The 16,706-nt window shown below is 68.7% G+C and carries 14 protein-coding genes and 3 pseudogenes; 6 read left to right on the top strand and 11 right to left on the bottom strand.

Going from position 1 to position 16,706, the window contains the following annotated elements; genetic code table 11:
• Positions 1 to 385: 385 nt before the first annotated feature.
• From ligA to ACIOWN_RS30910, 3 genes and pseudogenes are all read right to left on the bottom strand, one after another.
• Positions 386 to 2,473, bottom strand: coding sequence for an NAD-dependent DNA ligase LigA (ligA, locus tag ACIOWN_RS30920; protein WP_401983984.1), 2,088 nt, complete (start codon positions 2,471 to 2,473; stop codon positions 386 to 388).
• 369 nt (positions 2,474 to 2,842) lie between these two features.
• Positions 2,843 to 3,394, bottom strand: a complete 552-nt coding sequence (locus tag ACIOWN_RS30915; protein ID WP_362358019.1) for a hypothetical protein — start codon at positions 3,392 to 3,394, stop codon at positions 2,843 to 2,845.
• A 189-nt stretch (positions 3,395 to 3,583) separates the two neighbouring features.
• Positions 3,584 to 4,443, bottom strand: a pseudogene (locus ACIOWN_RS30910) (transposase); the annotation flags it as partial.
• 218 nt (positions 4,444 to 4,661) lie between these two features.
• Between ACIOWN_RS30910 and ACIOWN_RS30905 the strand changes: the two are divergent.
• Positions 4,662 to 5,510, top strand: coding sequence for a chitosanase (locus ACIOWN_RS30905; protein WP_362358021.1), 849 nt, complete (start codon positions 4,662 to 4,664; stop codon positions 5,508 to 5,510).
• Positions 5,511 to 6,112: 602 nt separating this feature from the next.
• On the opposite strand, the pseudogene ACIOWN_RS30900 reads toward ACIOWN_RS30905, so the two are convergent.
• The 5 genes and pseudogenes from ACIOWN_RS30900 to ACIOWN_RS30880 all read right to left on the bottom strand — a co-directional run.
• Positions 6,113 to 6,418 (bottom strand): annotated as a pseudogene (locus tag ACIOWN_RS30900) (transposase family protein); the annotation flags it as partial.
• Between the two features lie 12 nt (positions 6,419 to 6,430).
• Entirely contained in the window at positions 6,431 to 6,787 is a 357-nt protein-coding gene (locus ACIOWN_RS30895; RefSeq protein WP_401983982.1) for a transposase family protein, read from the bottom strand.
• A gap of 88 nt (positions 6,788 to 6,875) precedes the next feature.
• The gene (locus ACIOWN_RS30890; protein ID WP_362358022.1) at positions 6,876 to 7,373 is read right to left on the bottom strand and encodes an HAD domain-containing protein; all 498 of its coding nucleotides are present in this window, start codon (positions 7,371 to 7,373) and stop codon (positions 6,876 to 6,878) included.
• Between the two features lie 59 nt (positions 7,374 to 7,432).
• A pseudogene (locus ACIOWN_RS30885) lies at positions 7,433 to 7,723 on the bottom strand (transposase); the annotation flags it as partial.
• 213 nt (positions 7,724 to 7,936) lie between these two features.
• Positions 7,937 to 8,593 carry a hypothetical protein gene (locus tag ACIOWN_RS30880; protein ID WP_401983980.1) on the bottom strand — a complete coding sequence of 219 codons (657 nt, stop codon included), beginning with the start codon at positions 8,591 to 8,593 and terminating at the stop codon, positions 7,937 to 7,939.
• Between the two features lie 531 nt (positions 8,594 to 9,124).
• Between ACIOWN_RS30880 and ACIOWN_RS30875 the strand changes: the two genes are divergently transcribed.
• The 4 genes from ACIOWN_RS30875 (at position 9,125) to ACIOWN_RS30860 (ending at position 10,735) form a co-directional block, all read left to right on the top strand.
• Entirely contained in the window at positions 9,125 to 9,280 is a 156-nt protein-coding gene (locus ACIOWN_RS30875) for a hypothetical protein (RefSeq protein WP_401983978.1), read from the top strand.
• Between the two features lie 33 nt (positions 9,281 to 9,313).
• Positions 9,314 to 9,883: a hypothetical protein gene (locus ACIOWN_RS30870; RefSeq protein ID WP_401983976.1), complete on the top strand. Its 570-nt coding sequence runs from the start codon at positions 9,314 to 9,316 to the stop codon at positions 9,881 to 9,883.
• A gap of 94 nt (positions 9,884 to 9,977) precedes the next feature.
• Complete coding sequence (locus ACIOWN_RS30865; RefSeq protein WP_362357785.1) at positions 9,978 to 10,532, top strand: hypothetical protein; 555 nt, start codon at positions 9,978 to 9,980, stop codon at positions 10,530 to 10,532.
• The gene (locus ACIOWN_RS30860) at positions 10,445 to 10,735 is read left to right on the top strand and encodes a LysR substrate-binding domain-containing protein (protein ID WP_362357787.1); all 291 of its coding nucleotides are present in this window, start codon (positions 10,445 to 10,447) and stop codon (positions 10,733 to 10,735) included. The genes ACIOWN_RS30865 and ACIOWN_RS30860 overlap by 88 nt, the downstream gene beginning before the upstream one ends.
• 59 nt (positions 10,736 to 10,794) lie before the next feature.
• On the opposite strand, the gene ACIOWN_RS30855 is transcribed toward ACIOWN_RS30860, so the two are convergent.
• The 3 genes from ACIOWN_RS30855 to ACIOWN_RS30845 form a co-directional block, all read right to left on the bottom strand.
• Positions 10,795 to 11,322, bottom strand: a complete 528-nt coding sequence (locus tag ACIOWN_RS30855; RefSeq protein ID WP_362357789.1) for a GNAT family N-acetyltransferase — start codon at positions 11,320 to 11,322, stop codon at positions 10,795 to 10,797.
• Between the two features lie 213 nt (positions 11,323 to 11,535).
• Positions 11,536 to 14,493 (bottom strand): aminotransferase, encoded by a 2,958-nt coding sequence (locus ACIOWN_RS30850; protein WP_401983974.1) that lies wholly within the window; start codon positions 14,491 to 14,493, stop codon positions 11,536 to 11,538.
• A 63-nt stretch (positions 14,494 to 14,556) separates the two neighbouring features.
• Positions 14,557 to 14,997: an Lrp/AsnC family transcriptional regulator gene (locus tag ACIOWN_RS30845; protein ID WP_362357793.1), complete on the bottom strand. Its 441-nt coding sequence runs from the start codon at positions 14,995 to 14,997 to the stop codon at positions 14,557 to 14,559.
• 272 nt (positions 14,998 to 15,269) lie between these two features.
• On the opposite strand from ACIOWN_RS30845, the gene ACIOWN_RS30840 reads away from it, so the two are divergent.
• Positions 15,270 to 16,703, top strand: coding sequence for a M20/M25/M40 family metallo-hydrolase (locus ACIOWN_RS30840; protein ID WP_401983973.1), 1,434 nt, complete (start codon positions 15,270 to 15,272; stop codon positions 16,701 to 16,703).
• The last annotated feature ends 3 nt before the right edge of the window (positions 16,704 to 16,706 follow it).

Genomic DNA, 16,706 nt, shown 5'->3' with positions numbered 1-16,706 from the left:
CTCTTGAGGTGGCCGGTAAGTTCACCGAGCCCGAGTGCGTTTTCCGACGGCCGTGCGCATGCGTCCGCGGCGCAGGCTCTCGAAGACCGGTGCGAACAGCTCGGACAGGTGCTGCCCGCCGTCCTTGTGAACGGTGTCGCGCGGGCGGAAGAACCCCACGCGTACGTCCTTGCGGCCGGTGAGGCACTCCGCCGAGAGCGGCGTTCCCGACAGCGGACCGTAGACACATATCCGAACTGGTGGAAACGCGTATAGCGACGACGTCACACGGCCGACGGACCGAGCGGGCGCGGCACCGTCCCGGGCCCTGGCTGACCTGCGTCGAAGCCCCGCGTAACTTGTCATGCGGGCTCAGACGCCCTTACTCAGCGATTGCGGTGCTTCTTCAGTTGAGGTAGTCGGCGACCAGGGCGGCGAATTCGCCCGGGGCGGCCATGCGGACACCGAGATCCGCGGCCTTGGCTCGCTTGGACCCCGCGCCGTCTCCGGCGACGACGAGGGTGGTCTTCTTGGAGACGCTGGAGGAGGAGCGGCCGCCGGCCCGCTCGATCAGCTCGTTCATCTGGTGGCGGCTGAGCTTCTCCAGGGGGCCGGTCATCGCGCCGGTGACGACCACGGTCATCCCGGCCAGCGGACCGCCCGCACGCTCGGTGTTCTCGTCGTGGTCGCCGGGGCCGCCCTCGTACGGGGCGGGTGCGGTGGCGCCGGGTTCGGTCATGTTCACCCCGGCGGCGGCGAGTTTGTCGATGAGCGGGGCGAGTTCGGCGAGTTCTGCGACGATCGAGGGGGCCTTCTCGGTGCCGATGCCCTCGACCTGCCGCATCGATTCCGCGTCCGCGGCGCGGATGTTGTCCATGGTGGCGAAGTGCCGGGCGATACGGCGGGACATGGAGCGGCCGGTGCCGCGGACCCCGAGCGCGCACAACACCCGCGACAGCGGCCGGCCCTTGGCCGTGGCGAGGGCGGCGAGGAGGTTGTCGGTGCTGGTTTCACCCATCCGTTCCAGGCTCAGGAGTTGCTCGCGGGTGAGGGCGATCAGGTCGGCGAGATCGGCGACGAGGCCGGCGTCGACGAGCTGGACGACGCGGGTGTGGCCGAGGCCTTCGATGTCGAGCTGGTCGCGGCCGGCCGCGTAGGACAGGGCGGCCACCAGGTGGCAGTTGCGTCCGTTCTCGCAGCGCCAGCGCTGCTCGCTGGTGTCGATGCCGGCCCCGCAGCGCGGGCACGTCTTGGGGAAGGCGATGGGCTGTTCGTCGCCGGTGCGCAGGTGGGCGACGGGGGCTTCGATGCGGGGGATGACGTCGCCGGCCCGGTGGACCATGACGTGGTCGCCCAGGCGCAGGTCGCGGCGGGTGATGTCGGCCGGGTTGTGGAGGGTGGCGTAGGTGATGGTGGCGCCGTCGATCTCGACCGGTTCCAAGACGGCGCGCGGGGCGATGATGCCGGTGCGGCCGACGTTCCACTCCACCTCGAGCAGCCGGGTGATCTTCTCGACGGCGGGCAGCTTGTAGGCGATCGCCCAACGCGGAGCGCGTGAACCCGATCCTGCCGTCTGCTGGTCGGCGGCCGGGTCGGCCTTGATGACGATCCCGTCGATCCCGAAGGGCAGCTCGGCCCGCAGGGCGGCGATCTCCCGTACCCGGGCCAGCACCTGTCCGACGGTGCCGGCGGTGATGCCGGGCACCGCGGTGGTGGCGGTGGTGTTTATCCCGAACGTGGCGGCCTGCGCCATCAGCTCGCTGTGCGCGAGTTCGCCCAGCCGCGCGGCGAGCGCCGTCCCGGTATCGGGCCGGGGCAGCAGACCGTAGCCGAAGAACGTCATCGGCACGGTGTAAGTGCGCTCCTTGGCGCGCAGGGTGCCCGCCGCGGCGCCGCGCGGATTGGCGAACGGCTGTCCGCCGTGCGCGGTGCGCACCTCGTTGGCGTACTCGAACTGAGCGGTCGTCATCAGGACTTCGCCCCGGACTTCCACGGTGACCGGCTCGGCCAGTTCGTCCGGCAGGCCCTCGATCGTGCCGATCGCGTGCGAGACATCCTCTCCAGCCGTCCCGTTCCCGCGCGTGATCAGCTGTCTCAGGCGACCGCCGGCGTAACGGGCGGCGACCGCGAGCCCGTCCAGCTTCGGCTCGACGCTGAACCGCTCGACCTCGTGCCCTATGCGCCGGCCCAGGGAAGCTGTCCAAGCGGTGAACTCCTCCGGCGAGAACACGTTGTCCAGACTCAGCATCGCCACCGTGTGCGGGACATCGCCCTCCGCGGCGCCGCCGGCGACCTTCCCCGTCGGGGAGTCGGGCAGCACCTGATCAGGATGGTCGGCCTCCCACGCGGCGATGCCTCGCACCAGCCGGTCGTAGGCGTCATCGTCCAAGGCCGACGTCCCACCCGCGTAGTAGGCGGCCGACGCCTTCACCGCGTCCTCGACCGCCTGCGCGTAGGCGGCGGCATCCGTGATCACAGCTGCAGGTGTTGTCATGCCCGTCATCCTGCCTGCCACCACTGACATCGCCCGATACAGCGGGACGGAGGAACGACCGCGAAGAAGACGGGGCGGAGGCCGCGCCGCCCAGCCCCTAGGGCATTCCAGGAGGGGCGGGCTCCGCGGTAGCGCGCCACGCCGGCGGAGTCCGTGCGGATGAGCGTCTGCCGCCCTCGCCGGTACTTCTTCGGCAGTTGAGCCAGGGCCAGTTGAGCGATGGTGACGTGGTCGGCGGCGTGTTCGAGCCCGCATTCCCCGCTCAGACATCTCAGGGGGATAAGAAGTCAAGAGGGAACGGGAGTCTTGATCGTTGCTGAGGCCGCTGATTGGCAGCAGTGGCCGTCGGGTTGCCCGGGGCTTTGCACATTACAGTCCGGCCGCCTGGACCAGTGATGCCCGGTCGTCCTTGTTCAGTTGCAGGCTGGCCAGCAGTTCGTCGTCGGCCAGCAGGCGCCGCACCCATGCCGCGTCGGCAACGAATGCCGCTCGGCAGAGGGCCCGTTCAGGGTGGTCGTTCTCGGGGCCGCTGACCGCCAGGTCCCACGCGTTGTCGGGGTCGGTCGGTGCGGACAGCGCGGCGGCTACGAGCACGAGCCCGAACAACTCCTTCCGGCGTGGGATCGATGGATCGGCAGTCAGTCTCAGCAGGTACGGGACGACCGCCGGCATGGTGGCACTAATGGACATCGGCCCTGACATCACAAGCCAGTCCAGTGCTCGTTCGGCCATTTCAGCCGCGTCGGGATCGAGCAGTCCTCGTAGGATGACCGGGACATCAACCGGGCAGCCGGGAATGGACGACCACTGCACGTCCTCGCACCCTTCCAGTGCTGGATGCGGAGAAGCCTCTTGCCTCAGGTGCGGGTAGGCCGCCGTCAGGGCTGCTGTCGCGGTCACCGCTGCGGCCTCGTGATCCACTTTGCACACCAGCGTGCCTCCCATTCGCCCGTTGCCGCCGTACCGGCGAACATCGACACCACGAGTCTATGCACGCCCCACCTTCACGGCCTTGACAACCCAGCCCTTATTCACCGGTGCATTCACTTGTGCAGCACGGAAGCTGAGCCGGAGTCGAAACTCGTGAACAAAGCCACGAGGGTTCGCGGGTCATCCAGACGCGAAGGCGATTTGCTCGTCGAACGGTTGCCGGGTCTGGAAGCAGTGGTGGAGCTGGCCGAGGAAGCGGTTGAGCAGGTGGCGTTGGGCGGCGTTGTGCCAGTCTCCGTGCTCGCGCCGGCGCCGGTAGTGGGCGTTGGCTCCGGGGGAGGCCTGGAGGGCTGAGAAGGACCAGAGGAAACCGGCGTTCATGAGCCGGTTGTTCTTGACGAAGCGGCGGCCGACATAGCGTTTCTTGCCGGAGGCACGGGTGATCGGGGCGGACCCGGCGTACGACTTCAGGGCTCTGGCGTCGGCGAATCGGTTGCGGTCGTCGCCGATTTCGGCGAGGACGCGTGCTCCGAGCAGGGGGCCGAGGCCGGGGAAGCTGAGCAGGATCTCGCCGTCGGCGTGCTGGCGGAATGCCTCATCGACGGCTGCCGCGAGGTCGTCCGCGGCCTGGCAGGCGGCGTCCAGCTGCTTGGGGAGAGCCAGGGGCTGATGGCCGAGGGTGCCCTCGACGGCTGGGAGCTGGCGGGCGTACTCCGAGCGGAGGATGCCCCGCAGGCGCTCGGTTTCGCTGTCGAAGGAGCGAGTGCGGCCGCTGCGCTTGAGAGCGGCTCGCAGCTGGGCGAGGGTCAGTTTCGCGGCTCCCGCCGGGGTGGGGGCCAGGGTGAGGACGACGCGGGCGTCGGGGCGGGTCAGGCCGTCTTCTCTGCCTGGAAGGCATGCAGGGCGGCGGGGTAGTACTCCCGCAGCAGTGAGCGGACCTGGTTGGCGATCTGCTGCCGGCTCCAGACGGCGTCCTGCTGAGCGCGGGCCAGGACGGTGATGGCCTGGGCGAGTTCGGATTCGGCGGGCAGCGGCCGGTGGAAGCACCGGGGCGAAGGCGAAGCGTCAGGTGGCGCGCGCGTGACTCCTGCGGCGCGGCGGTGCGGGTGGGGCATGCGGGAGTGGCCGGTGGAATGAGCGGCTTGTTCATCCCTACGAACTTCTCACCTCACGGGTACCCACCTCCCTGATCATCTGATAGTAAACCTTCCTAACAGTGACTCCAACTGACCACCCCCCACACTCACTTGGAGGCCCCGTGGTCCACTCAGCCCACGACGCCGCAGACCGCTTCACCACCTCGCGCCGTACGCTCCTCGCCCTGATCGGCGCGTCCTTGGTGGCAGTCCCGCTCCTGAACGCCCCGCACGTCGCGGCGTCCCCGGTGTCCGCCGAGGCGATCGGACTCGACGACCCGGCGAAGAAGGAGATCGCCATGAAACTGGTGTCAAGCGCCGAGAACTCCTCCCTCGACTGGAAGGCCCAGTACAACTACATCGAGGACATCCGCGACGGCCGCGGCTACACCGCCGGCATCATCGGATTCTGTTCCGGCACCGGCGACATGCTCGACCTCGTGCAGCTCTACACCGACCGCAAGCCCGGCAACGTCCTCGCCAAGTACCTGCCGGCCCTGCGCCGGGTGAACGGCACCGACTCGCATGCCGGACTCGATCCGAACTTTCCCAGTGACTGGCGCAAGGCGGCACAGGACACGGCCTTCCAGCAGGCCCAGAACGACGAACGCGACCGGGTGTACTTCAACCCGGCCGTCCAGCAGGGCAAGGCCGACGGCCTCGGAGTTCTGGGGCAGTTCACGTACTACGACGCCATCGTCATGCACGGTGACGGCAGCGACCCCACGAGCTTCCGCAACATCCGCAAGCGCGCCCTGCGTACGGCGAAGCCACCGGCGCAGGGCGGCGGCGAGGTGGCATACCTGAACGCCTTCCTCGACGCGCGGGTCCGGGCCATGAAGCAGGAGGAGGCCCACAGCGACACCAGCCGGGTCGACACCGAACAACGGGTCTTCCTGCGCAAGGGCAACCTGAACCTCAACCCGCCGCTGGACTGGAAGGTGTACGGGGACAGCTACCACATCGGCTGACCAGTCCGCCCCTACGCGAACAGCGGCATGCTCGACGGCCGGAATCCGACCGGGGACCGTGCCTGACCTCGACGCCGTCGCCGTCGGCCACAACGGCGGCGACGGCGTCCGTCAGGGAATCCAGGGCGGCCGACCGGCTGTTTTCGGCCTCCGCCACGGCGGATCCGGGCCACCGGGGCGCCGGGGACACCCTGCGCACGCCGTCCGCCAACTCCCGCTCAGCCTACGAGCGTTTCATGTCGGGCACTGGCGGCGCGCTGTGCATGCGATGCGTATGCCCGCCGCTTCGAGTGCGGTGGGGGGCGCCGTGCGGCGTCTCGTTGAGGTACGCGGGTCACTCGGGCACGACTACGGCCACCGTGTCCCCGGCGGCCCTCGGGCGGGAGGCGCCGAACGGACCACTCCGTGGCGATCGAACGAGTCCGCGGATTCCACCGTCCGCCGATTCTCGGCCGAAATGCCGAGCCAAGCGCAGGGCTGATCGGCTCTTGTGGGCCCGATGGGCCGGCGGGCCGAGCGACGTCGGCATGCGCTGGACATCGGTCGGCCGCCCAAGCACGAGCTACGCGAAATCATGAACACCGTAGTTCACGGAGGAGCCGTCAGGATTCGAGGGTGGCGACGGCCTGCTCGACCAGAGCCCGGATCTTTGCGTGGGACCGGTTCACCGCCTTCTGGTCTGCGGAGAGGGCCTCCCACCGTCCCCAGCACGGGGTGCGGACCGTGCCGCCACACCCCCCGGTAGCCCTTGTCCGCCCAGCACCGGAGCCGGCCTCGGCGATGGTGGTGACGATGCCGTGTTCGCGGGCCGCGCGGACGTCGTGGACGGCACCGGGCAGGGTCGGTGAGGCCCACAGCAGTCGGCCGAAGGGGTCTGCGATGACCTGCACCTTCATCCCGTGCTTCCTGTGTTTGCCGGATTAGAACGGCCGGTCCGCGGCAATGCGGTCGATCGGCAGCAGCGTGCCGTCCAGGATCAGATATGCTTTCACCGACACGGTCCGCACCGCGTCGGCCAGGCTGGGGGCGAGAGCGGCCAGGAGATCGACGGCCTCGGTGACGTAGCGGTAGGCCGTCGTGGTTCCGACGCCGAACCCGGCCGCGAGCTGGGCGCAGGCGGGTCCCACCCGCAGGTGGGCGAGTGTGAGGAGAGCCTGGCGGCCGGCGCTCAGGCGCCGCCAACGGGAACCGATCGCACGGCGGTGCCGCCGCAACTGCTGCGTGGGGAAGCGGAGGGCTGAGCTGGACGCGTCGACGCCCGACGGGTAAACAAGCACGTGAAGTCTCTGGTGGAGACGGTTCTCTTGGTCGAAAACCCATCTACCAGGAGTAACTGTCAGATCCTGTGGATCATCGGGGAGAGCCTCAAGCCAGCTGTAGCCATTGATCGAGGACTGCGAAGTCCTGGTCGGTGAGGCCGCGGGACGACGCGACGCGATGGAGCATCGCCTGGGCGGGGTGGTGGGTGGAGACCCAGTCTCGGTCGGCATCGGTGATCTCGTCGTCGACCCAGGCGAACGGGCGTCCGTCCGCCCACGCGGCGAGGGTTCGGGTCTTCCAGTGGAGCCCGAACCACTGGTCTTCGCGTTCGTGGGCCGCTGAGGGCTCTGGCCAGTTCACGACCGGCAGCTGCGGCATGCCGAGCCGCGGTGCCAGCTCGATATTGGCCTCTTCTTCCCAGGTGGTGGCCCAGACCAGGTCGCACGGCAGCGCCGCGAGTCGCGGCCCGATCTGCGGATCGAGCCGCGCCAGGTGCGCGTTCGATGCGGTGCCCGCCAGATCGCGCTGCGGGCCGTCACCGAACGGCAGGAGCGGCCCGTCGACGTCCAGGAAGAGCAGTGGACGATTCCCGTGCCTGGTCATGCTGCGCTCACCTCGCGACGCTCGACGAGGTAGCGATTCTGGAATGTGGCGCCGCTGCGTGAGAACCGCTCGCGCTCGCCCGTGGCGGCGTCGACGCGCCTGTCGTTCACGCGCGGCGCCTTGACCGGGACGGGGCCGGCGGCCGTGGTCACGGTGCGCTCGCGGTGGTGGCCGTTGCGGACCACCAGCCCGCGACCGGCTTCGTCACGCTGGTCGGCCAACTCGGCTATGTACTGGTTGACTTCGGCCTCCAGAGCCGCGGCGAGCATCCGCCGGGCGCCCTCGCGGACGATGTCGTCCATCAGGAAGCCGGTCTCGGTGGTTCCGTCGTTGTTGACTACGCTGAGCACGGGCGTGCCTTCCCGACCCGCGCGCCAACGCGGGCCTACTCGATGACCAGAAGTCGATCACTCGGCAAGGTACGCCCTCCGCGTTCCGCGAGGCACCTCTCCCGAGGCCGATCCACAGGTCTTGAGCATTGCTTCAGCAAGCCTCGGGTCTCCGCGCTACGGCTATCGGTGTTGCAACACCGACCGGCATCAGAGATGCGCGCCAGCCGAACGTCACAAGACGTTGCCGAGTGCCAGGCTCAGAACCACGAGACCAAGGCTCACTGGCATGCCCACCAGGGCTAGAAGCAGTGGGAGGGACGCGGCAAGCGGGTTGGACAGGGAACGTCCCGGCTGCAGCCGGTTGCCCCACCCGTGGCCGACTTCCACACGCAACCGCTCGGCCGCACGGCCAGAGACGAGAACGGGTGGGCCCGAGCGCTTGAGCAGCACATCGCATACTGCGGCGTCAGGTGTTCCTTTGCCACCTGCGAGCTTGTCGATGATGATTCGATTGCCGTGTACGTCCGTGAGGACGAGCCAGGCAGCGGAGGTACCGCGTCCGGAGACCTCCAGGCAACCGACCTTCTTGAGCTGGGCGAGATCGATGGTGCGTCGGCCGGTGAGCGTGCGAGCGGAGAGCAGGCCGCCTGCGTGCAGTTGTGCATGCCAGCCCTGATTGACGCCGTACACCGCTGCGGCACCGAGCAGGAGCGAGAACATCGCGAGCAGGCACAGCCCGTCGTCGACCAGACCGGCTCGCACGAGCATCGCCGGTACCACCACCAGAAGCGGCGTGGTCAGGTGGGCGAGGAGGTTGCCGATCCGCTGCCCCGGCCGCCCCTGGCCGGGAAATGTGGATATCGTGCCTTCGGCTGCGTCGGTAGTCATGCCCCGACGGTATCCACCACTCAGAGACGTGGTGACGAACCCGCAGGTGGAAAGTGTCGGCAGCTCGCGTCGGAAATCGTTTCGAGGCGAGTTGGCGAGTAACTCGGGTCCAGTCGTCGTGATCGATGTCGATGACATTGGATGTCACTACGGTGGTCGTCTGTTCTTGGGCGATCTCGACGGGGAGGGGTCATGACGCTCGGTGCGGTGCTGTTCGACGTGGACGGGGTTCTGCTCAACTCGACTGAGCATCCGCCAACTTGAAGTCGCAAGTCAAAGGGCTGGTGTGACCGGTCCTCGGGGTGCTCATGCTGGTCGTGGGCGGGGGTCCGCAGAGTAGATCGTTAGTCAGCGGTCGGCTTGTCGGTTCTTGAAGTACGTCTCGTCATTCCGGCCAGGTGCCTGGAGACGGGCTCGGGCGGCGGTGTTCGGGGCGGCATCATGTCGGCCCTCGCAGAAGGGCGGATTTGCGCCTGGGATCATGAGTGGATGTCCGAGGTACCGAACCCGATGTCTAATCTGTGGCCGCTCGTGCCGTCTGGCGCTACCGACTGGCTGCTGGAGCTGTGTGGCGACGGTCTAACCGGGTTCATGCCTTCGGCGATGCCTGACGCGGTGTGGGCGCTCAACGCCATGTACGAGCACGAGCAGGGGCCACACGAGGTGTCGTACGACGAATACCACTAGGCACGCCTTGCCAACGGGAGCATTCAGCCCCACATGCTCGGGGGCATCAACTTCGACGCCGTAAGCATCGCCACGGGGGGAGGTCTGGGCCGTGCCCGGCACCCCGGCCCTGGCTGGCGGCGGCTGCGCTGGACCGAGCTTGCCCAGCGGACCGGCGACCCGATAGTGCCCGACGGTCTGATGCCCTCCTACCGCTGCTTTCCTTCGGCCAAGAAGGAAGGCAGCTGGCCACTGGGAGTGATCCCGCCGACTGAGGGGAGCTTGGACCGTGAGACCTGGAACCGGCTGATTGCCATCCTCACCCAGTACAGCCCTGGGGGCCCCGAGACCCGCTGCCTGGCCTACTACAACCCGCTGACGCTCGGAGCCATCGACTTCGACAACCTCCACGTGCGTGAGGGTCGGCTCGGCGACGCCGAGCTCCTGTACGACCAGTCCGAAGCAGACTTCAGCCCGTCCAACTTCTGGGCTGACGATCGCTCCTGGATCCTGTGCACCGACTACGACCTGTGGGCCACCAAGGTTGCCGGTTCGCCGGCCCTCATCAACGCATTGCTGAACGACTCTGAGATCGAGGCGGTTAGTCTGCCCTGGGCGCACTGATGACGAGCCACCTTGTGTCCTTTCCCAGCCCTGGAGCGCGAGCGCATTCCAGTACCTGCCCGCTGGGGCCAGGCGGCCCTCTACGATCCGGTGCATGCTGGATCCCGAGTTGCTGGAACGGATCACCGCGCGGCGCGCGGAACTGGACGAACTCGAAGAACAGCTGGCCAATCAGCTGGCGGGAGTGCGGGCCGAGCGTGACGAACTCGCCGGCGCCGAACGCGTCCTCGAACGGATGACCGGGCAGCTCGCCGAGGAACGCGCCACCGCCGGACCAGTGCCCGGGCAGGTGGCCGGCCGGGCAGTGATCCTGATTCCGCACCGCGAACCGGGCGTGGAGGAGGACTCGCTCCCGTGGGACTACCAGCGCATCATCGCCGCCGTGCGGCAGGCCGCCGGGCCGGTCATGGCCCGTGAGGTTGGCGAGCTGGTGGGGGTGGACGGCAGCGTGCGGTCCAAGCTGGAACCGCTACGCAGCAAGCTGGTAAGACTTATCGATCGCCGCTGGCTGCGGAAACTGCCCGACGGCCGGTTCACCACCCGCCTGTCAAGGACTTCAAGTTGGCGGAGGCTCACTGGGCCGCAGATCTGGGGAGCTCTCCCAACGTCACGCTGGAAACCGAGGAACTGCACGGCGTGCCCGCCATGATCAAAACCGGTCTGGCGGTGGGCCTCATCCCGGCCACTCTCATCAGCAAAGAGCCCGACCGGTCCGGAGCCGAACGGGTTGTTCTTCCGCCCAGGGCCGCACCGCTCCACCGCGAGATACTTGCCGCAGCCCAGCATCCGCCCCCGATCATCAGCGAGTTGATCACGCCCCTGGTCAACGCTCCGCAGAGCGACCGGTTGTAGCCGCCAACGCGGGTCCCGGCACCGGATCCCGCCTGCGGTCGCCGATGGCCGTCCTCGCACTAGCGGGTCTGCTTCCCGCCGGCGGAGAAGCGGGCATAGTACGTGAGGACCGGCTGCAGCCCCCGACGCTCATAGAGGCGCCGAGCACCAGTGTTGGCCGCAAAAGTCCCGATGAGCAGATCGCCGATGTCGAGCCTGTTCAGCTCAGCGTCCACCTCGTCGAGCAGCAGCGTGCCGAGGCCGTTCCCACGCTCGGTCGATGCGACAGAGAGCGATTGGAGCTCGGCGATGCGGGTGCCCGTCACCCAGGTGTCGTCGGGCCCGGCGTGGATCTCCACGAAGGCGTAGCCGACCGCTTTGCCGTGACGTTCGGCGAGGAGGATGAAAGACCCCTCTTCCAGGATCCAACGTCGGTAGCAGGAGCGGCGCAGTTCCCAGGAGCGCGCGTCCGGGAAATACGCGAACCCCGGTTCGACGGACTGGTGGTGAGCGTGCAACGCGAGCCACAGAGGCTCCAGCCGGTCGATGAGCTCAGCACCTCCCTTGTGGAGGGTGACGTCACCGTGGACGTGGTGTGCCTGACTCATCTCAACGTCTCTCTCTTTCTTGCCTCGACGCACAAGTCGGTTCCTTCCGGGCTGTCGGATGGAGATCGCACACACCGTCGGACGAGCCGCCTTCCGCATGGGCGCCGCACTCCGCGCCGCGGATGCGAACCCGCCGGAGACGACGACGGCTACGCCGACGGACCGGCACCCATCTCGGAAGCAGCCTCCGATCCGGCCTCCGGACGAACGACGTCAGCGAGAGTGACCGAGTTGGGCGAGGGCGTGGTCCAGCATGTCGACGAAGAAGTCCACCGCGGTGGTGTCGATGCACAACGGTGGCTTGATCTTCAGGATGTTGAGGTGGTCACCGGTGGGCTGGACGATGACACCGAGGTCGAGCATGCGGTCGCAGAGTTCGGCGGTCTCTTCCGTGGCGGGTTCCAAGGTGACGCGGTCGCGGACGAGTTCGAGGCCGAGGTAGAGGCCCGAGCCGTGGACAGCGCCGATGATGCCGTAGCGGTCGGCCAGTGCCTCGAGCCGGCTCTTCAGACGGCCGCCGACGCGCACCGCGTTGCCCTGGAGGTCCTCATCGCGCAGGGTGTCCAGGACGGTGAGGCCCACGACGCTGGAAACCGGGCTGCCACCGGTGGAGGAGAAGAAATAACCCTGGTCGCGGTACCGGTCCGCAACCGACTTGGACGTGATGACGGCACCGAGGGGGTGCCCGTTGCCCATGGCCTTGGCGACACAGACGACGTCGGGGACGACCTGCTGCTGTTCGAAGCCCCAGAACCAGTGTCCGAGACGGCCGTAGCCGACCTGGACCTCGTCGGCGACGGCCAGGCCACCGTGACGGCGCACCGCCGCGTACACCTCGGCGAGATAGCCGTCGGGCAGGGCGACTCCTCCGGCGTTGCCGTAGAAGGTCTCGCTGAGGAAAGCCCCTGCCGGGCGGCCGGAGGCGGCCAGTTCGTCGATCACCGCGGCGGCCTCGGGCCCGTAGCGCAGCGCGTCCGGCCCGCGGTGCAGGCCGCGATAGGAATTGGGGGAGTCCACGGTGTGGACCCAGCTCGGACGCGTGGCGAGGGCGTTCGGGTTGTCCTGGAGTGAGGTGGAGACCGCGTCGGAGGCGTAGGTCCAGCCGTGGTATGCCTCTCGCAGAGCGACGACGTCGTGCTGTCCGGAGGCCCCGATGGCCAGCCGCAGGCCCAGATCCACCGCCTCGGAACCGGAGTTGACCAGGAACACCGTGTCCAGGGGCTTGGGCAGGAGGGCGGCGAGGCGTTCGGTGAACTCCACCACCGAGGCGTAGTGGAATCGGGAGTTGGTGTTGAGCCGTCGCAACTGCCGGGAGACCGCCTGCTCGACGCGGGGGTGCGCATGGCCCAGCGGGGTGACGTTGTTGACGATGTCGAGGTACGCGCGACCGTCGGTGGACAGCAGATGGTGGCGCCAGCCGCGCTCGATTCGGGGCGGGTTGGCGTAGTAGTGCTCCTGCACGGTCGCGAACACGGCGTCACGTCGGTCGAGCAGGTCCCTGTCCTGCGCACGGTCGGTGGCCCGGAGACCGATGAGCGGGGCGGGGTCTGCGGTGAGCGCGAGCCAGCCGGCGGCGTACTCGGGGCGCACGGTGGCAGGGACGGAGGGGCCGTCGGCGTTGCGCAGCGCAAGGTGGAGCGGAGTTCCGGAGGGGAGATGGGCGAGGTCCTCGCCCGCCTGGACCGTCGAGCCGGTGGAGACCACTGGGTGAACCGTGCGGGGGAAGGACAACGTCAGCGTCCGCGGGCCGTAGGTGATCTCCACCCGGCCCGGTGCCGCGGCGAGCACTTCCCCGGCGGCGGGGGCCTGCGCCACGTCGGGCCGCCCGAGCCGCAGGTCGATGCCGGTGGGCACCGTGGGAGCGGAGACGGCTGACAGTGCCGGAGCCTGAGTGAGTCGTGGACGCGCGTACCGGGTGGCCACCGCGGCTGCTCCGTCCGCGAGCGCGGAGGCCGCGAGCCGGTCCTCGGCGCCGGCTTCGAGCCAGGCTCCGTGGTTCATGGAGTCGGCGTCGGTGGACAGGTCGAGGAGGGTGATGTCGTCGGCGGCGAGGCCGCGCAGCAGGAAGTGCGCCGGTGAATCGGCGCGGGCAGGGACGTCGGCCAGGCCGATCGCGTCCTTGATGAGGTGGACCATCACTGGAAGGGGCAGGCGGGTGGCCTGCTCGAATATGTGCCACTCGCGGTCGAGCGCGGCCTTGGCGTAGGCGTTGTCCTCGTCGACGGCGGCCTGGTGCCGCCCGCTGGCGACCAGGCCGGCCGCGCGCAGGACCACGAGCGGCCACAACGCCTCCGCCTCCTCCGGGGACAGCGACCGAACGGCGTGGAAGGCCCGGACGGCGGGCAGCAGGTGATGGGGCTCGACCCCGTCGTGGTGGAGCATCGAGGAGAGCGAAACGGCGAGTTCGCCGACTGCCCAGCTCGTGGTCACGTCACCGAAGTCGATGACTCCGTCGGGCACGGGCAGGGGGTGATCGGGAGAGCAGATCAGATTGTCGTCGGTGAGGTCCAGGTGCACCGCCTGCGTCGGGAGCACGGCGGCCAACTGCTGGACCCGCGCCCAGGCGTCGGCAGTCGCGGCCTGAACGGCGGCGCGCCGGTCGGGCTCGTCGATGTGCTCTGCGAGCTTGGCGACGACGCGGTCGGCGTGCCGCAGGTCCCACTGCAGAACGCGTTCGAGGCCCGGGTGGTGGAAGTCGCGCAGGGCGGTGCTGACCTTTCCGGCGATCGTTCCCATGGCCGCCACGGTGCCCGGGGACAGGTGCCGTGGTCCCGAGAGCGCGCCGCCGGGCAGGTACCGCAGGAGCCGCGCGATGGCCGGCCCGCTCTCGGTGTGCACCGTCGTGCGGTACGGGGACCCGTCGGGGTGGCGCAGGACGGTGGCGATGCGCAGTTCCGGGTGAGCCGCGGCGATCAGTTCGGCGGCGGTGTCCTGGGCTTCGATCTCCGTAGGGCTGAAGGCGGGGTTGGCGATCTTCAGAATCGCCAAGGCCGTCCCGTCATCGTCGCACAGCAGGAAGTTGGCGTCCTGCTGGCTTCCCAGCGCCTGCGCGTGAGCGTTCATGCCGAAGCGCTGGGCGGCTATGCCCTCTGCCTGAGTGGGTGTCACCTGTGGCACGGGAAGCGCTTCCTGGGTGAAGAAGTCGATGGTGCGGTACTCGTCGTGCGGCATGCAAGGTTCCTCGGCTGGTGTGGGGCGTGGTGTGGGCAGGCTGGGCTCGGACGCTGGGCTGCCTCAGTCGACTTCCCACAGGAAGCGGTGTGTGTGAATCGCGAAGTAGGGGAAGCTCTCCACGGATGCGACGCCCTCGACGGCCCGTACGACGTCGTTGATGAAGTCCAGAAGATCACTGGGACGACCGCACACGACCTCGGCGAACAGGTCGTAGCGGCCAGAAGTCAGGACTGTGTACACGACTTCTTCGTGCCGGGACAGTTCATCGGCCACTGCCCGGGAATCGCCCCCGATGCGCAGGCCCAGGAGAGCCATCGTCTGCTGGCCCATGGTCATCGGGTCGGTCACCCCGACGACCTGGACCGCCTTGGTGTCCATCAGGCGCTGCAGCCGGTGCCTCGCGGCCGAGGGCGACAGGCCCACCTTCGGCCCCAGCTCGGCGTAGGGGATGCGACCGTCGACCTGCAGCTCTCGCAGGATGGCCCGGTCGATGTCGTCCATGGCGGACCTCCCTCATCTGCATGAACGGCAAGTCATGTCATCGTTTCAAGTACGATGACGGATCGTCGCGCTCGAATCAAGTGTGCTGACGATGGAATCGAGCGAACCCCGGCTCGCGGGCTTTTGTGGGCGCGCCGGAGTCCTGTCAGGTTCCCGGCCGTGCCGGCTGACCGAGTCGACGCCGGCGGGTCATCGGTTTTCGTCCGTGCCGCAGCGGGCGAGCCTGAAGGTGCCCCTTGTGCATTCTTGGCAGGGTCATGACCATGACCGGCGTGTCACAACAGCCCCGCACGGCACCCCACCGCAGAACTGTCCTCTCCGCGGCCGCCGGAGCCGCGGCACTGGGCGTCGCGTCGGCATCGGCCGGCGCGACGCCCGCAGCCGCCGCCAGCAGCGGCAACGAGCCTGCCGGCCGGCCTGCCACCGCCCAACATCCCACCCGCGAACTGCGTCAACTTCTCAAGGAGGTCGACCGCGACCGTATCGAGGCGACAGTGCGCAAGCTCGCCTCCTTCGGTACCCGGCACACCTTGTCCAGCCAGGACGACCCGCGGCGGGGCATTGGCGCCGCCCGCGACTGGATCTTCTCCGAAATGAAGAAGTACGCCGCTGCCTCGGGCGGCCGGATGACCGTCGAACTGCAGTCGTTCTTACAACAGCCCGTACCGCGCGTCCCCGTACCGACCCGCATCACCAACGTCGTCGCGACCCTCCGTGGCTCGGCCGCCCCCCATCGCGTGTACGTCGTCTCCGGGCACTACGACTCCCGGGCCACCGACGTCATGGACGCCGGCAGCGACGCGCCTGGTGCCGATGACGACGCCTCCGGTGTCGCGGTGGCCATGGAGCTGGCACGCGTGATGGCGGTCAGGCGTCCCGCCGCGACCATCGTCTTCGCGGCCGTCGCGGGCGAGGAACAGGGCCTGCTCGGAGCTGCCCACACGGCCGAGCAGTTCAAGACTGCCGGTGCGGACCTCCAGGCCATGTTCACCAATGACATCGTCGGCAGTTCCACCGCCGACGACGGCACCCGCGACCCGTACACGATCCGGCTGTTCGCCGAGGGCGTGCCCACATCCGAGACCCCCGAACAGGCAGCCACCCGCCGCTCGGTGGGCGGCGAGAACGACTCCCCGTCCCGACAGCTCGCCCGCTTCGTGCGCGATGTCGCGGTCAACGGCGCGACTGGCATGAACGTACGCGTCGTTTACCGCCGCGACCGGTATCTGCGCGGCGGCGACCACATCCCCTTCCTCGAACGAGGCTTCGCCGCCGCCCGTTTCACCGAGCCCGCCGAGGACTACGCACACCAGCACCAGGACGTGAAGGTCGTCGACGGCAAACAGTTCGGCGACCTGCCCGAGTTCTGCGACTTCGGCTTCATCGAGCGCGTGGCCAAGGTCAACGGAGCCGCGCTGTGGACCCTCGCACAGGCCCCCGGCACCCCGAGGGGCGTGGGGATCGTCACCAGCAAGCTGACCAACGACACCGAGCTGGTGTGGGAGCGCGGTACGGAGGCGGACCTGGCCGGGTACGAGGTGGTGTGGCGGGAGACCACGGCGCCCGAGTGGACCCACGTGACCGAGGTCGGTGATGTGACCAGCCACACGGTTGACCTGTCCAAGGACAATGTCCACTTCGGTGTCCGCGCGGTGAACCGGGCCGGCCTGCGTGGCCCGGTGGCGTTCCCGGTTCCGAAGCCCTGACCA

The sequence above is a fragment of the Streptomyces sp. NPDC087787 genome, assembly GCF_044743035.1.
In the GTDB taxonomy this organism is placed as follows: Bacteria; Actinomycetota; Actinomycetes; order Streptomycetales; family Streptomycetaceae; genus Streptomyces.
The sequence above is the reverse complement of the archived record's forward strand: the minus strand, read 5'-3'. Positions and strand labels throughout refer to the sequence as shown.

What these genes read in the sequence shown, in the direction of transcription:
- ACIOWN_RS30870 (WP_401983976.1), top strand. Translation starts at nt 9,314, where the DNA reads ATGCTCGGGGGCATCAACTTCGACGCCGTAAGCATCGCCACGGGGGGA.
- ACIOWN_RS30855 (WP_362357789.1), bottom strand. Translation starts at nt 11,322, where the DNA reads ATGAGTCAGGCACACCACGTCCACGGTGACGTCACCCTCCACAAGGGA.
- ACIOWN_RS30865 (WP_362357785.1), top strand. Translation starts at nt 9,978, where the DNA reads ATGCTGGATCCCGAGTTGCTGGAACGGATCACCGCGCGGCGCGCGGAA.
- ACIOWN_RS30890 (WP_362358022.1), bottom strand. Translation starts at nt 7,373, where the DNA reads ATGACCAGGCACGGGAATCGTCCACTGCTCTTCCTGGACGTCGACGGG.
- ACIOWN_RS30845 (WP_362357793.1), bottom strand. Translation starts at nt 14,997, where the DNA reads ATGGACGACATCGACCGGGCCATCCTGCGAGAGCTGCAGGTCGACGGT.
- ligA (WP_401983984.1), bottom strand. Translation starts at nt 2,473, where the DNA reads ATGACAACACCTGCAGCTGTGATCACGGATGCCGCCGCCTACGCGCAG.
- ACIOWN_RS30880 (WP_401983980.1), bottom strand. Translation starts at nt 8,593, where the DNA reads ATGACTACCGACGCAGCCGAAGGCACGATATCCACATTTCCCGGCCAG.
- ACIOWN_RS30850 (WP_401983974.1), bottom strand. Translation starts at nt 14,493, where the DNA reads ATGCCGCACGACGAGTACCGCACCATCGACTTCTTCACCCAGGAAGCG.